The sequence below is a fragment of the Streptomyces sp. NPDC057939 genome, assembly GCF_042887545.1.
GTDB lineage: Bacteria > Actinomycetota > Actinomycetes > Streptomycetales > Streptomycetaceae > Streptomyces.
Genome location: NZ_JBHVPG010000011.1, coordinates 179,078 through 193,658 on the forward strand (window position 1 = coordinate 179,078; position 14,581 = coordinate 193,658).

General features: G+C 72.1%; 13 protein-coding genes. 9 read left to right on the forward strand and 4 right to left on the reverse strand.

Features of this window, described 5'->3' with window-relative positions; genetic code table 11:
- Positions 1–218 precede the first annotated feature (218 nt).
- A complete protein-coding gene (locus ACFVS6_RS15750; RefSeq protein WP_389704172.1) occupies positions 219–869 on the forward strand; it encodes a helix-turn-helix transcriptional regulator in 651 nt (216 codons plus the stop codon).
- Between the two features lie 149 nt (positions 870–1,018).
- Here ACFVS6_RS15750 and ACFVS6_RS15755 read toward each other — a convergent pair whose 3' ends face one another.
- A complete protein-coding gene (locus ACFVS6_RS15755; RefSeq protein WP_389704174.1) occupies positions 1,019–2,449 on the reverse strand; it encodes a short-chain fatty acyl-CoA regulator family protein in 1,431 nt (476 codons plus the stop codon).
- 246 nt (positions 2,450–2,695) lie between these two features.
- Here ACFVS6_RS15755 and ACFVS6_RS15760 point away from each other — a divergent pair, with 246 nt between their 5' ends.
- The 5 genes from ACFVS6_RS15760 (at position 2,696) to ACFVS6_RS15780 (ending at position 8,134) form a co-directional block, all read left to right on the forward strand.
- A complete protein-coding gene (locus tag ACFVS6_RS15760; RefSeq protein WP_389704176.1) occupies positions 2,696–4,216 on the forward strand; it encodes an MmgE/PrpD family protein in 1,521 nt (506 codons plus the stop codon).
- Positions 4,216–5,121: a methylisocitrate lyase gene (prpB, locus tag ACFVS6_RS15765; protein WP_389704178.1), complete on the forward strand. Its 906-nt coding sequence runs from the start codon at positions 4,216–4,218 to the stop codon at positions 5,119–5,121. The genes ACFVS6_RS15760 and prpB overlap by 1 nt, the downstream gene beginning before the upstream one ends.
- A gap of 17 nt (positions 5,122–5,138) precedes the next feature.
- On the forward strand, positions 5,139–6,275 hold the full coding sequence (locus tag ACFVS6_RS15770) for a bifunctional 2-methylcitrate synthase/citrate synthase (RefSeq protein WP_389704179.1): 1,137 nt from the start codon (positions 5,139–5,141) through the stop codon (positions 6,273–6,275).
- Between the two features lie 202 nt (positions 6,276–6,477).
- Positions 6,478–7,425, forward strand: coding sequence for a nitrilase-related carbon-nitrogen hydrolase (locus tag ACFVS6_RS15775; protein ID WP_389704181.1), 948 nt, complete (start codon positions 6,478–6,480; stop codon positions 7,423–7,425).
- Positions 7,426–7,504: 79 nt separating this feature from the next.
- On the forward strand, positions 7,505–8,134 hold the full coding sequence (locus ACFVS6_RS15780) for a hypothetical protein (RefSeq protein WP_389704182.1): 630 nt from the start codon (positions 7,505–7,507) through the stop codon (positions 8,132–8,134).
- A 168-nt stretch (positions 8,135–8,302) separates the two neighbouring features.
- Here ACFVS6_RS15780 and ACFVS6_RS15785 read toward each other — a convergent pair whose 3' ends face one another.
- Positions 8,303–8,908: a GNAT family N-acetyltransferase gene (locus ACFVS6_RS15785; RefSeq protein ID WP_389704183.1), complete on the reverse strand. Its 606-nt coding sequence runs from the start codon at positions 8,906–8,908 to the stop codon at positions 8,303–8,305.
- Positions 8,905–10,122 carry a ThiF family adenylyltransferase gene (locus tag ACFVS6_RS15790; RefSeq protein ID WP_389704185.1) on the reverse strand — a complete coding sequence of 406 codons (1,218 nt, stop codon included), beginning with the start codon at positions 10,120–10,122 and terminating at the stop codon, positions 8,905–8,907. The genes ACFVS6_RS15785 and ACFVS6_RS15790 overlap by 4 nt, the downstream gene beginning before the upstream one ends.
- A 282-nt stretch (positions 10,123–10,404) precedes the next feature.
- Here ACFVS6_RS15790 and ACFVS6_RS15795 point away from each other — a divergent pair, with 282 nt between their 5' ends.
- The gene (locus ACFVS6_RS15795) at positions 10,405–11,043 is read left to right on the forward strand and encodes a hypothetical protein (protein ID WP_389704187.1); all 639 of its coding nucleotides are present in this window, start codon (positions 10,405–10,407) and stop codon (positions 11,041–11,043) included.
- A 48-nt stretch (positions 11,044–11,091) separates the two neighbouring features.
- On the opposite strand, the gene ACFVS6_RS15800 is transcribed toward ACFVS6_RS15795, so the two are convergent.
- On the reverse strand, positions 11,092–11,607 hold the full coding sequence (locus ACFVS6_RS15800; RefSeq protein WP_389704203.1) for a MarR family winged helix-turn-helix transcriptional regulator: 516 nt from the start codon (positions 11,605–11,607) through the stop codon (positions 11,092–11,094).
- A gap of 205 nt (positions 11,608–11,812) precedes the next feature.
- Here ACFVS6_RS15800 and ACFVS6_RS15805 point away from each other — a divergent pair, with 205 nt between their 5' ends.
- On the forward strand, positions 11,813–12,943 hold the full coding sequence (locus tag ACFVS6_RS15805; protein ID WP_389704189.1) for an NADH:flavin oxidoreductase: 1,131 nt from the start codon (positions 11,813–11,815) through the stop codon (positions 12,941–12,943).
- 263 nt (positions 12,944–13,206) lie between these two features.
- Positions 13,207–14,247 carry a hypothetical protein gene (locus ACFVS6_RS15810; RefSeq protein WP_389704191.1) on the forward strand — a complete coding sequence of 347 codons (1,041 nt, stop codon included), beginning with the start codon at positions 13,207–13,209 and terminating at the stop codon, positions 14,245–14,247.
- Positions 14,248–14,581: the final 334 nt, after the last annotated feature.

A 14,581-nucleotide genomic window follows, 5' to 3' on the forward strand; every position in this document is an offset into this window, starting at 1 on the left:
CTGGTCCCGGCGGTGCGGCGGTCCGGTGGCCCTGGTGACCCCGGCCGTGACCGGCCGGCCCCGGCCGTCCCGATGGCCCTGGTGATTCCGGCCGTCCCGATGGCCCCGCTGATCCCCGTGGTCCCGGCCGATCGTCCCGCGAGGTCGGGTCGTCGGCCCCGGCGGATTCGGGGCCTTCACCCGGAAGGAGCCCGACCCCCGCCCCATACATTCGAGCAATGACCGAAATGACCGGATCGGGCGGTGGCCCAGACGCTCACCGGCCCCTGGGCGTACCCTCGCGGCGGCGTCTGCTGTCCCTGCTGCGGGCCGCGAACCATCCGATGGGCGCAGCCGAACTCGCCACCGCGGCGGAGCTGTCCGCGGCGACCGTACGCCACCACCTCCGCGCCCTCACCGCGGCCGGTCTCGTCCGGTCCCTGACCCTCGCGGGATCAGGCAGTGGGCGCCCCCGCCTGTGCTACGCCCCCGCCGGGTACGCGGGAGCGGATCCCGCTCACCGGGCCCTCGCCGACGCCCTCACCGGGGACCTGGCCCGCGAGCCCGCTCTCGCCCGGCAGGCGGGCCGGGCCTGGGGCCGCCGGCTGACCGCGGCGAACGGGCCCGTGCCCCCGGTCGCACACGTCCTCGCGCAGGCCACGCGCATGGGCTTCGTCCCGGAGGCAGTCACCACCCCGGACGGCACCACACGCCTCCTCCTCCACGACTGCCCCTACCGCCACATCGCCCGCGCGCACCCCCGGGCGGTGTGCGCCCTGCACCAGGGCGTCCTCGACGGCCTGCTGGAGGAACACCCCGTGAGGGCGCGGCTGCGCCCCTTCCTCACCCCGGGGGTGTGCGGCGCCGACGTGGGCCCCGCCCTTCCTTGACCCCTGGCCCCCGGACCCCCGGTCCCTGTCGCCGCGAACCGGCCCGGCACCGGGCCCCGCCGACGGCGCGTTCCACGGCGTCACCGCGGCGTCGCAGCGGCATCACCGCGGCAGCCACTCCCCCGGTCGTCGACGGACGGAGCAGTGGGTCACTCACCCTTGAACACCGGGTACGGAACGTACGTCTGTCGGTCGGGGTCCACGGCGAGCCGGCCCCCGGCCGGCGGCCTGGCCCGCTGGGCGCAGTCCCGGCGTTCGCAGATCCGGCAGCCAAGTCCGATGGGCGTCGCGGCCGCCGGATCGGCCACCGCGAGGCCTTCGGCGTAGACGAGCCGGGACGCGTGGCGGAGCTCGCAGCCCAGTGCGACGGCGAACTCTGCCCGTCGTGCGCGGTGGCCGTGGCCGCCCCGGGTCACGGTGCGGGCGATCCAGAAGTACTTCTTGCCGTCGGGCATTTCCGCCACCTGGGTCAGGATCCGGCCCGGGGCGGAGAACGCCTCGTAGACGGTCCACAGCGGGCAGGTGCCGCCGAGGCGGGAGAAGTGGAAGTCGGTGGCCGACTGCCGCTTGGAGATGTTGCCGGCGCGGTCTGCCCGCAGGAAGGAGAACGGGACGCCGCGCTGTCCGGTGCGTTGGAGGGTGCTGAGCCGGTGGCAGACGGTCTCGAAGCCGACCCCGAAGCGGGCCTGGAGCAGTTCGATGTCGTAGCGCAGTTCCTCGGCCGCCGCCCGGAAGGGTCCGTAGGGCATCAGGAGGGCACCGGCGAAATAGTTCGCCAGCCCGACCCGGGCCAGTCCCGAGGATGCCCCGGAGTCGAACTCGGCGTCCTCCACGAGGGAGTCGAGCAGCGGACCGTACGCGAGCAGGGCCAGCTGGGTGGCGAGCTGGAAGGCGCGTTGCGCGTCGGTGAGCCAGGGGGAGAGGAAGAGCAGCCCGCGTTCGCGGTCGAAGCGGCGGGCGTCCGAGGAGCGGTCCGGGGCCCCGTCCAAGAGGGTCACCCCGTGGCGGGTGGCGAGGACCTCCGCGAGACGGTCCGCGGTGCGGGCCACGGAGCCGCCGCCCATGGCCGTTGCCACGGTCTCGGCCTCGGTGTCGAGCAGGTCGAAGTGGTTGTGATGGGCGTAGAAGAAGTCCCGCACCTCGTCGTGGGGCTCCGCCCGGACCACGGCGGTCGAGTCCCCCGGGGGAGCCAACGCGGCGGCCTGCTCGGCCGCGTCACGATAGCGGTGGTGCAGCGCGACGAGGGCCTTGGCGATGTCCGGATGGTCCCGGGCCATGTCGGCGATCTCCTCGGAGGCCACCGAGACCCCGCCGGCCTCGTCGGCCAGGGCGGCGCGCAGATCGGTGGTGAGGCGTTCCTCGTCGGCCTCGGAGAAGAATTCGGGGTCGACCCCGAACACTTCGGCGATCTTCAGCAGGACGGGTGCGGTGAGGGGCCGCCGGCTGTGCTCGATCTGGTTCAGGTAGCTGGTCGAAAGGTCGAGCGCGCGGGCCAGCTCCACCTGGTTCATGCCACGCTCGCGCCGCAGTCTGCGCAGTTTCGCGTGGGCGTAGATCTTGCGTCCGGCCGTGCGTCCCATGGGCGACAGCGTTCCTTTCCACCCGGTCCTCTCTTGCGAAGATAACACTCGCCAGATTTGCAAGATTCGCAGATTCGCAAGATTTTCCGGGACGGATTCCGCAGGTTGGAGCCGTGGACCCGGCCCGGGAAGCGGGAAAGGCTGACATCGAAACATTCGTCTGGCGCACATCCGCGTCGGGCGTTCCGCTCCGCCTTTTCCGCCTTCCGCTTTCCGCCTTCCGCCTTCCGCCTTCCGAGGAGTTCCGTGATCGAGCACGAGGTACGCGTCCACCCCAGTTCCGACCGTCTCCCCCGCGAACGGCAACTCGCCTGGAAGCTGGCCGAGACGGCCACCGGTACCGAGCAGGCCTCCGACCTCGACCCCCGGGCCGTCGACATGGCGGTGAACAGGATCGTGGACAACGCCTCCGTGGCCGTGGCCTCATTGCTGCGTCGGCCCGTCGCGGTGGCCCGGGCGCAGGCCGCGCCCCACCGGGCGGCGCCAGGGGGCTCCGTCCTCGGACTGTCGCCGGAGGTGCGCGTCTCCCCGGAGTGGGCGGCCTGGGCCAACGGCACGGCCGTGCGCGAGCTCGACTTCCACGACACCTTCCTCGCCGCCGACTACTCCCACCCCGGGGACAACATTCCGCCGCTGTTGGCCGTCGCCCAGCACACCGGTCGTTCGGGCGCCGATCTGCTGCGCGGGATCATCGCCGCCTACGAGCTGCACGTCGCACTGGTCCGGGGCATCTGCCTGCACGAGCACCGCATCGACCACGTCGCCCACCTCGGCGCCGCGACCGCCGGAGGCCTCGGCGCGATGCTGGGCCTCGACACGGCGACCGTCCACCAGGCGGTCCAGCAGGCGGTGCACACCACGACGGCCACCCGGCAGTCCCGCAAGGGGGAAATCTCCAGTTGGAAGGCCTACGCCCCGGCCTTCGCCGGCAAGGCCGCGATCGAGGCCGTCGACCGGGCGATGCGCGGCGAGGGCTCCCCCTCACCGATCTACGAGGGCGAGGACGGCTTCCTGGCCTGGATGCTGAACGGCCCCCGGGCCTCCTACACGGTCTCGCTGCCCGCGCCCGGCGAGCCCCGGCGGGCGATCCTCGACACCTACACCAAGGAGTACTCGGCCGAGTACCAGGCGCAGGCGATCATCGACCTGGCGCGCCGGATGCGGGAGAAGACCGGACCGACCTCCCGGATCCGTGAGGCCGTCCTGCACACCAGTCACCACACCCACCACGTGATCGGATCCGGCTCCGGCGACCCGCAGAAGTACGACCCCACCGCCGGCCGTGAAACCCTCGACCATTCCATCCCCTACATCCTCGCCGTCGCGTTGGAGGACGGCGCCTGGCACCACGAGCGTTCCTACTCCCCCGAACGGGCCCGGCGTCCCGGGACGGTCGCTCTTTGGCGCAGGATCTCGACCGTCGAGGACCCCGAGTGGACGCGCCGCTACCACCACCCGGATCCCGAGCGCCGGGCCTTCGGCGGACGCCTGGTCATCACCCTCGACGACGGCGGCGTCATCGAGGACGAACTCGGTGTCGCGGACGCCCACCCCGCCGGCGCCCGCCCCTTCGACCGGGCGGCCTACACCGGCAAGTTCCGGACCCTGACCGAAGGCGTCGTACCGGCCGACGCGCAGGACCACTTCCTCGATGCCGCCGGTCGACTCGCGGAGCTGGACACCGCCGGGCTCGCCTCCCTGTTCCCCGCGGTCGACACGGGCCGGACCGCGGCGTACGACGCGTCGCTCCCGAAGGGACTGTTCTGATGCTGCACACCCGCACCACCGCGGCCGACAGGCGCCGTTCCTTCCGCGAACAGTTGGCCTCCGGGAAGCTGTTGCGGATGCCCGGCGCGGTCAACCCGTACTCGGCGCGCATGATCCAGGACGCGGGCTTCGACGGGGTGTACCTCTCCGGGGCGGTCCTCGCCGCGGACCTGGGGTTGCCCGACATCGGCCTGACGACGTCGACCGAGGTCGCGGCCCGCGCCCAGCAGATCACCCGGACCACCGACCTGCCCGCCCTCGTCGACGCCGACACCGGCTTCGGCGAACCGTTGAACGCTGCCCGCACCATCCAGATCATGGAGGACGCGGGCCTGGCCGGCCTCCACCTGGAGGACCAGGTCAATCCCAAGCGCTGTGGCCACCTCGACGGCAAGACCCTGGTCCCGCGCGAGGCGATGGTCCGGCGGGTGCGTGCCGCCGTCGACGCCCGTCGCGATCCCGACTTCCTCCTGATGGCGCGTACCGACGCCCGTTCCGTCGAGGGCCTGGACGCGGCGATCGACCGTGCCAGGGCGTACGTGGACGCGGGCGCGGACGCGATCTTCCCGGAGGCCCTCGACAGTGCGGCCGAGTTCGAGGCCTTCCGACGGGCGGTGGACGTACCGCTGCTGGCCAACATGACCGAGTTCGGCAAGGGCCCCCTGCTGTCCACCCGCGCACTGGAGGACCTCGGCTACAACCTCGTCATCCATCCGGTGACCCTCTTCCGCCTCGCCATGGGCGCGGTCGAGGACGGTCTGCGCACGATCGCGCGGGAGGGGACGCAGGAGTCCCTCCTTCCCCGGATGCAGACCCGGTCCCGCCTGTACGAGGTCCTCGAATACGACGCGTACTCGGCCTTCGACGGAAGCGTCTTCGACTTCACCCTGCCGCCCGGCACCTGACCCCACCGGAGTGAGCCATGACCGCCACCACCCCTGAGATCCACCGCGGCCTCGCCGGTGTCGTCGTCGACACCACCGCGATCTCCACCGTGATCGAGGAGACCAACTCCCTGACCTACCGCGGCTATCCGGTGCAGGAGCTTGCCGCGCGCCACTCCTTCGAGGAGGTCGCGTACCTGTTGTGGCACGGCGAGTTGCCGGACGCCGGAGAGCTGGAGCGGTTCCGGGCCCGGGAGCGGGCCCTGCGTCCGCTCGACCGGACCACCGCCGAACTGCTCGCCGGTCTGCCCCGGACCTGCCACCCCATGGACGTGCTCCGCACCGCGGTCAGCTTCCTCGGCGCGGAGGACCCCACCGAGGACGAGGAGGGCACCACCGGGCATCCGACGAAGTCGCTGGGTCTGCTGGCCAAGTTGCCCGTCGTCGTCGCCGCGGACCACCGGCGCCGGCTCGGACTTCCGGTGATCCAGCCGGATCCCGCGCTCGGCTACGCGGAGAACTTCTTCCACATGTGCTTCGGTGCGGTACCCGCGCCCGAGGTGGTCCGCTGCTTCGAGGTCTCGATGATCCTCTACGCCGAACACAGCTTCAACGCGTCGACCTTCACCGCCCGGGTCGTCACCTCCACCCTCTCCGACCTCTACAGCGCGGTCACGGCGGCGATCGGCGCGCTCAAGGGGCCCCTGCACGGCGGCGCCAACGAGGCGGTCATGCACATGCTGCGGGAGATCGGCGACCCCGAGGACGCCGTCGACTGGCTGGACCGGGCCCTCGCGGACAGGCGCAAGATCATGGGGTTCGGCCACCGGGTCTACAAGCACGGCGACTCCCGCGTCCCGATCATGCAGGAGGCGACCGACCGGCTCGTCGCCCGGGCCGGGGACCCCGAGGTCACCACCCTCGCCGCCCTGCACGCGGCCCTGCGCCGCGCGATGATCGGCCGCAAGGGCATCCACCCGAACCTCGACTACCCCGCCGCGCTCGCCTACCACCTGATGGGCTTCGACGTGCCCATGTTCACCCCGCTGTTCGTCATGAGCAGGGTCACCGGGTGGACTGCCCACATCACCGAACAGCTCGCCCACAACGCGCTGATCCGCCCGCTCGGCAGCTACAACGGCCCGCCGCAGCGCCCCCTCCCCCAGGCCGGGTGAGGTCGTAACCGGTCGAACGGCGGGTGCGGCGCCGCGCCCCTGCGGTGGGCCCCGCACCCGTCGTTCGACCGCCCCGTCCATGGGCCCACGGTCGGACGGCTCTTTTCACCGAGCCCATCCTGACTTAAATTTCAGTCAGGATGATGGGGTCACCGAGCCCCCACCCGTCCCGCACCCACCCATCTCGCCCGAAGGCGGCCCCATGACCACGTACGCGCTCCTGACCTCCGACGGCTCCCCGCTGGGCTCCCCGGGCCGGACCAAACCGGCCGAGCGCCTACCGCTGCGCGTCGGCCTCGTCCAGATGCGCTGGTACGCCGACCGGAGCGAGCACGACGAGCGGCTCCGCGAGGGCGTCGCGCTGGCCGCCGAGCAGGGCGCCACGATCGTCTGCCTCCCCGAGCTCACCCGCAGCCCCTACTTCTGCAACACCGACGACCCCATGGCCGACGGCGCCGCCCGTTACCTGGAGGACGTGGAGAGCGGCCCCACCGTCGCCCTCGCGGCGGAACTCGCCACCGGGCTCGGCATCGCCGTCCACGCCTCCCTCTACGAGCGCGCCGAGGACGGCGGCCTCGGCTACAACACCGCCGTGTGCGTCGACGCCGACGGGAAGCTGATCGCCCGGACCCGCAAGAACCACATCCCGGCGTTCCCCGGCTACCGCGAGGACCTCTGCTTCCGCCCCGGCGACAGCGGCTTCCCCGTCATCGCCCACGAGGGGGCCCGCCTCGGCTTCCCCACCTGCTGGGACGAATGGTTCCCCGAGCTCGCCCGCGCCTACTCGCTCGCCGGCGCCGAGATCCTCGTCCACCCCACCGCCATCGGCTCCGAGGTCGACCTCCCGGAGTTCGACACCCGTCCCATGTGGGAACACGCCATCAGCGCCAACGGCCTGGCCAACGCCCTCTTCGCCATCGTCCCCAACCGGGTCGGCACCGAGGGCCGCTCCACCTTCTACGGCTCCTCCTTCATCTCCGACCCCTACGGTCGGATCATGCTGCGCGCACCGCGGGACCGCGAGGCCGTCCTCGTCGCCGACCTCGACCTCGACCAGCGCCGGGACTGGCTGGAGTTCGGCCTCATGCGCACCCGCCGCCCCGAGCTGTACGGCTCGCTCTGCGAGCGAGCGGACACCCGCGCCTTCTGAGACCCGTCCCGCAACCGGGCAGCGGCGCCTTGCCCGTCCCGGATCGACCCGTGTCAGTGGCTGCTGACAGGATCGAGGGGTGCTGATCACGGGATATGACGCCGACGAGTTGGTGGCGGGCGAGTCACTGCTCGCCCGCCCGGGTTTCTGGTCGAACTACCTTCCGGTGATGTGCAGCGCCGGCGGGTGTACCGAGCAGCCGGTTCCCGAGTGGTTCGGCGACGACGGCGCGGATGACGACGCCCTGTCCGACGTCCTCTTCGATCCCGAGCACTGGCCGGTCTTTCGGGTGCCGGCAGAAACCGGCCCCGGAGCCGTGGTGATCCACCGCAACCTGGATGGCGACTGCTCCACCGACTACCTCCTCACCCATCGCGCCACGAGCCACGTCCAACACATCGCGAGTCGGGACGTGGATTTCAGGGGCACCGGGCTGACGTGGCCCGAAATGGTCCGCATCGCCGACAACCCCCGCTCCGGGGTCGAAGGCGTCCAGGACACGGCAGTCCGTCTCCTGCTGCTTCTTCCGCTGCTTACCGACCCGGACGTGCCGGAGGAGGCGTCGGCCCGGCTCACCTCCGCCTTGACCGTGATCGGCGCGCCGCAAGACACCGCCTCCCACACGGCGGAGCACTTCCTGGCCCACCTCACGAGAAGACCCCTGCACGATCCCACGTGGGGGTCTCCGCTCACCGGAGCCGCGGGGTGAGCCGAGGTACTGGTCACCGGACCGAATGAGCTTGGATCGTGCCTTCCCTCCGCCGGTCCGGCGAATCGCGGTTCGCGGTTCCCCGTTCACCTCCAGCGGGTGGGAGCGGACGCCGGAGGCGGGGTCGAGCCGGGCCCGGAGCTCACCGGCGGGCTTCCGGTTCCGGGTTCAGACCCGTTCGAGTCGGGGTGCGCCGTCGAGGATGGCGAGTTCCCCGGCGCCCGCCTGGCGCTTCCAGTCCGGTGCGACGGCCGCGTAGGTGGTGACGTCGTACCAACAGCCCTGGGTGTGGAAGAGCTGGCGGAGCGTGGCTTCGGGATGCAGTCCGGCGGCGCGCATCACCTTCGGCATGTGGTGGTGGTCGCTGCGGTGGCCCGCCCAGATGCGGTGCAGCCCCAAGGGCCCGAAGCCGTAGGCCATCAGCAGGCGGCCGGCCTCGTGTCCGTGACCGCGTACGGGGGTGCCCGGCAGCAGCACCAGGCTGGTCAGCATGGCGTTGCTGCCGTAGTCCTCGATGAGGAGCCCCATGGTGCCGACCAGCGCGTCGTCGTCGGGCGCGCAGACGGCGAGGGTGTACTTGCGGCGCGGGTGCGCGAACGGTTGGGCGAGGCTCTGGGCGAAGGCGTCGTGGGCCTGACCGGCGTCCATGCGGTCGACACCCAGGTAGCGGGTGAGGACACGGTGGGTGAAGATGCGCGCGAAGGCGTCGTGGTCGCCGGCGTGCAGTTCCCTCAGCCGGAGGTGTTCGCCGCGCAGTTCGGGGACTCGGGTCACAGGGTGGCTCCCTGCGGTGCGGGCAGGAGCGTCCGGGCGGGGACGAGGGACTCGAAGTCGATGGAGTGGCGGCCCGATTCGAGGGGTTCGCCCAGCAGGATGCGGCGGGCGGTGTCGGTGACGAGGGCGGCGCCGAGCATGACTCCGCTGGCGAGCTGGGGCCAACTGGAGAGGGTACGGCCGACGCGGGTGAGGGCGTCGGTCATGGCCGGGCTCAGCCGCCGCTCGTCGACGACGGCGAGCAGGAAGCGGATGGTCTCCTCCTGGTCCATCACCTCGACGTCGGCGGCGGTCGTGGTTCCGGTGCGGCCGTGGAAGAGCGGCCGGTCCGGTTCGAGGTCGAAGCGTTCGATGTCCAGCAGGCCACGGTCGTTGGTGTCCATGAGGACGGGGACCCGTCGGCTGCGTGCGTGCTCGCGGGCGGCGACCTTCACCCACGGGGTGTCGCACTCCTCGATGAGCAGGTCCAGGCCGGCGTTCCGACCGCCGCCCTCGTCATCGGCCCGGCCGCCGTCGCCCGGGCCACCGTCCGGACCGTCGAAGAAGTCGGCGATGTTCTCCTCGCTCACGCCGCCGCGATGGACCTCGATGTCCAGGTAGGGGTCCAGCTCGTACATGCGGCGTGCGCACAGCACGCTCTTCTCCAGGCTGAGTTCGTGGACTCCGGCACGCAGCCGGTTGAGGTTGGACAGGCCGAGCCGGTCGAAGTCGGCCAGGCGGAAGGCGCCGCCGACCCCTTCCATGGCGCAGGTCATCGCCGCACTGCTGCCGACCGACAGCCCGATGACTCCGATGCGGCGCCGCAGCAGGCTCCGCTGCTGCTCGCGAGTGATCTTGTCCCGGTTGCGGTCGGTCCGCACCAGGCGGAACTCGGCCTCGGGCAGCACGTGGACGAGGCGTCCGGACCACGGGTACCAGGCCCATCTGCCATAGGCATCGGGCTGCGCTCCCAAGGTGTCGGCGATGGCGCGGGACCGGGAGCGGGAGCCGAACGGGTCCTGCGGTGCGAGGCAGCGCAGGAGTTCCTCGACCTGGTCCTCGATCCGGTCGTGCACCTCGCGCAGCCGGTCCGACTCCCGCAGTTCGGCCAGGGCCGCCGCGTCGGCCGGCCGGGAGGTGTCCAGTAGCACCGGACGAAACGATTCGTCGAAAAGGAGGGGCGAGGACGGCACGAGGAAGTCCGGCTCCGGGCCGGGCAGCAGGGGGGTCGTCACGGCATGGACGCTAGCAATCCGAAGATCTTGAACCGGCGCATCTCACCCCAGGGGGCGCAATCGAATTGATCTTCTATCTGAATGCGCCCCCTTATGCCGCGCACGCCCTCTGTCGCCCCGTCGGAGCGGGGTACCGCCGGACCCGAAGTCGACCGAACAGCACTCTCCACCGGGGAGCATCACGCGACGCAACCATGTTCGTGGCGGCGGAGAGGAATTGCTATCGTCACGGGGATTGCCGGTCCGAGGGGCCGATCGGGGAAGGCCGAAGGGGACTTGAACATGGAGCATCCGCCGCAGCAGCCGGCCTGGCCGCCGTACGCGCCGCCGCCGGCACCGAGTCCCTCCCGCGCCAAGATCTGGGCCGCCGGAGCGGCAGTGGTGAGCGCCATCGCCGGCGTGGCGACCGCCGTCGCCGCCTTCTCCAACGGATCGCCGCCCCAGCCGTCGGCCGTGCCGCCGCCGGCTTCGTCCGCCGTCGGCGATCAGCCGCCGCAGAGCCCCGCCGTCACCGCCGCCCCGGGCACTGCGACAGGCGCCGGCGGGGCCGCTTCCGTCCGGTGGTCGGGCAAGGTCGTACTCGGGCTCGAGGGCATCGACCTCTCACAGGTGCCGCCCAGCAAGGGCTCCGGCTTCGGCATCCGACCCGCGGCCGGGCGCAACGGGTCCAGTTCGATGGAGGTCAAGGGCACCGTCGCGTTGTGGGAGAACCCCGGGGATCCCACGCCGCAGGGTTGCAAGGACCTCCTCGCCGCCCAGTCGCGCAACGCGGTTGTCGTGGCGGAGGGCGACAGCGTGTGCCTCGTCGACGAGAACTCCCCGATCGCCGCGCTCAAGGTCACCGCGACCCAGTACAACGAGGGCAGTTACGGCCTGATCGAGGGCCAACTGACCACCTGGAACCTGCGCGCCGCCAAGTAGCCGCTTCGGGTGGCGGTCGGCGGCCGCCCGTACCGGTGGAGGGGCGCCCTACGGGGCGGGAGTCGCGGGTTCCCGCCGAGCAGGGGGCGGGGATTCCTGCGGGTGGCACGGGGGCAGGGCGTCCTCCTCCGTGCGCGGCCAGTACCGTCCTTCGAGGGCCTCGGCGCTGCGGTTGAGCCGGACCAGGACGTCCTCCAGCTCCCGCACCTCCTCGGGCGACCAACCGGCGACCACCCGGGCCAGGCAGGACCGGTTGACCTCACGGTCTTCGGCGAGCCTGCGGCCGCCCTCGTCCGTGATGCGCAGCTTGCGCGCCATGCCGCCGTCCGGATCCGCGACGCGCTCGGCCAGTCCGCAACGCAGCAGTGCGCCCGTCTGGCGGTTCACGGTCGAGGTGTCCAGCGCGAAAGCCTCCGCCAACTGTCCGATGGACATGGGGCCTTGGGTGTCGATCCGGCTGAGCAGCAGGTATGCCGACCGCTCCAGGCGTTCGGGGTCGCGCTCGCGCCGGGCCAGCACCTGGTGCCGCGAGAGCAGCATCAGCTCCCGCTCCAGTTTCTCCAGCACTTCGCCTCCTGCTCCTTCCGGCGCTCCATTATCGCGGACGGCGGCTCCGGGGAACCGACGACCCCCGGCGCTGCTCGATCTGCGGGTGGCGTGCCGTACCACGGCCGCCGCCGGACCCTGCAATATGCATGATACATAACATGTGTACTATGCACTTCTCGTTGTCACCCCGACGAGCCACAGCCTCAACCCGGAGGACCGCATGACCGTCACCACGACCACCGCCTCCCGCGCGGCCGAGATCCTGTCCCGGCCGATCACGCTGAACGGACTGACCGTCCCCAACCGCATCGCGATGGCTCCGATGACGCGGATGTTCTCCCCCGGCGGCGTGCCCGGTGAGGACGTGCAGGCGTACTACGCCAGCCGGGCCGCCGCGGGGGTGGGCCTGATCGTCACCGAGGGGACCTACGTCGGTCACGACTCGGCCGGGCAGAGCGACCGGGTGCCGCGGTTCCACGGCGAGGAGCAGCTGGCCGGGTGGGCGAAGGTCGCCGCGGCCGTGCACGAGGTGGGCGGCACGATCGTGCCCCAGCTGTGGCACATAGGCATGGTGCGCAAGCAGGGCGAGGCACCGTACGCCGACGCGCCGGCCGTCGGCCCCTCCGGCATCCGCGTCGACGGCACCGAGGGAACGGGCAGGGCGATGACCCGCACCGACCTCGACGACGTCATCGGCGCGTTCGCCGACGCCGCCGCCGACGCCGCCCGGATCGGCTTCGACGGCGTCGAGCTCCACGGCGCCCACGGCTACCTCCTCGACCAGTTCCTGTGGGAGCGGACCAACCGCCGCACCGACGCCTACGGCGGCGACGCGGCGGCCCGTACGAGGTTCGCCGCGGAGATCGTGGCCGCGGTCCGCGAGCGCGTCCCGGCCGACTTCCCGGTGATCTTCCGCTACTCGCAGTGGAAGCAGGAGGCCTACGACGCCCGGCTCGCGCAGACCCCGGAGGAGCTGGAGGCGATCCTGTCCCCGCTGGCGGCGGCCGGTGTCGACGCGTTCCACGCCTCCACGCGTCGCTACTGGCTCCCGGAGTTCGAGGGCTCGGACCTGAACCTGGCGGGTTGGACCAAGAAGCTCACCGGTCGGCCGACCATCACCGTCGGCTCGGTCGGTCTCGACGGCGACTTCATCCGCTCCTTCGCCGGCGAAGGTGCGGCCCTCGGCGACATCGACAACCTGCTGGACCGCATGGAACGCGACGAGTTCGACATGGTCGCCGTCGGCCGCGCGCTGCTCCAGGACCCGCAGTGGGCGGCGAAGGTCCTCGGCAACCGCTTCGACGAGCTGCAGCCGTACGACGCGGCGGCGCTCAGGTCCCTCAGCCGGTAACCGGAAGCGGCCGTGCGGTAGCCGGAACCCGTCCGGACGGCCGGCCTGAGGACGAGGACGCCCCGTGACATCGGTCCGCCGACATCACGGGGCGTTCACGTCGTGAACCATCGCACGCCGGCAAGTCGCGGACCTCGTCGCGACCGCCCGTGGTGCGCCGTCCTGTCGCTCGTGGCGCACCCATTGCGTCCCGGCAGCAGCAGGTGTTCCGCGTCACCGTATGATCCGGCGGACGGAGTCGCCGGCGGAGAGGAAGCACCTTCGTGTCTCGGAGCGAGGCGTCCGGCGGGGCGTCGGGCGGGACATCGGGCGGGGTGTCGGGCGGGCAGCTCGACGAGCTCGCCGCGTTCGCGCCGGCGCACGCCGATGCCGCGTCCGCGGTGGGTCCCGGCGACGGAGCAGTGTTCCTGTTCGCCGACGACGTCGAGGACCGCTACCTCTACGCCTTCGCCGACCTCGACGAGGCCCGCGAGCACCTGGCCGACCCGTCGCACGGATACCTCCGGTGCGCGGTCGCCCGGCGATCCGGCCCCGACGTGGTCACCGTCCATGCCCAGGAGATCGGTGGCGCGTCCTTCACGTTGACGCGTACCGAGGGGACGTCCCCGTTGTTGCCCGGCCGGGGATCGGCGGGCAGGACGAAGGCGGCGCCGAGCGATCCGGCGGAGCCGGCGGACATGGCGGATCTGGAGGACGGACTGCAGCGGGCCATCGACTCCGGGACGGGGTTGACGGCGGCGGAGGACCGGCTGCGCAAGTGGGTCGACCGCGCGGGCGAGGACGACTGGGCGGCCGCCGAGAAGTGGTTGCGCGGTCGCCTTCCGATCGGGGACGAGCCCGACCCGGCGGACGACGCGCTCCCGGACGGGCCGCCGGGCGGGGTCCGCACGGCGGGACGGTACGTGATCGCCTTCGACGGGGCCGACGCCCCGATCGGCTCGGTCGCGGCCCTCGCCACCTGGGACCGGGTCGCCCGGCAGGCCGGCGAGATCCTGGGAGCGACCGCCACCCCGGCAGAGGGGGCGGAGCTCGGAGATCCGGTCAGCGGCATACGCCTGGCCCTGGACCGGACCTCGGGCCGGTACGAGCTGTCGGCGGCGCTGACCGGCGACAGCACCCTGCCGACGGCGAAGGTGCTGGGGCAGCTCTACCATCTGGCGCTGACCGTGCAGTTGGAGACCGGCGTCCGCGCCCGCGACGCGCAGGCGGGGCGGTACGTCGACCAGCTCGGCGGCGCGACGTGGGGACGCCGGTTCGGGCTGTTCGCCAGGGCCGTCCAGGCGTTCCGCCCTGGCCTGCACTGAGCGCCGACGCATCTGCGATGGCTCCGCGGCGCCGCCGATGGTCCGCCTGCTCCCGGACGGACGTGGTGGGGTGGCCCTCGGCGCCGGACGCTGACCCTGCGCGACGAAAGGATGCCGCGCCGGTTCGCGCTCACCGGAGTGCGGTCCGCCCCGAGGCCGTCGGTAGGTTCAGGCCCCGTACCGCGGCATGCCCGGCGCCGGCGCACTGCCCCGGCGCACTCGGTCGGGCTCGCGAAGCGGCTTGGCTCACCCGCTCGTCACGGCAACGAGCGGGTGAGCCAAGCCCCGTCGCCGGTCTACTCCGGGGATACGCGATACCGGTAGAAACCCAGTT

What these genes read in the sequence shown, in the direction of transcription:
- ACFVS6_RS15750 (WP_389704172.1), top strand. Translation starts at nt 219, where the DNA reads ATGACCGAAATGACCGGATCGGGCGGTGGCCCAGACGCTCACCGGCCC.
- ACFVS6_RS15755 (WP_389704174.1), bottom strand. Translation starts at nt 2,449, where the DNA reads ATGGGACGCACGGCCGGACGCAAGATCTACGCCCACGCGAAACTGCGC.
- prpB (WP_389704178.1), top strand. Translation starts at nt 4,216, where the DNA reads ATGCTGCACACCCGCACCACCGCGGCCGACAGGCGCCGTTCCTTCCGC.
- ACFVS6_RS15770 (WP_389704179.1), top strand. Translation starts at nt 5,139, where the DNA reads ATGACCGCCACCACCCCTGAGATCCACCGCGGCCTCGCCGGTGTCGTC.
- ACFVS6_RS15775 (WP_389704181.1), top strand. Translation starts at nt 6,478, where the DNA reads ATGACCACGTACGCGCTCCTGACCTCCGACGGCTCCCCGCTGGGCTCC.
- ACFVS6_RS15795 (WP_389704187.1), top strand. Translation starts at nt 10,405, where the DNA reads ATGGAGCATCCGCCGCAGCAGCCGGCCTGGCCGCCGTACGCGCCGCCG.
- ACFVS6_RS15805 (WP_389704189.1), top strand. Translation starts at nt 11,813, where the DNA reads ATGACCGTCACCACGACCACCGCCTCCCGCGCGGCCGAGATCCTGTCC.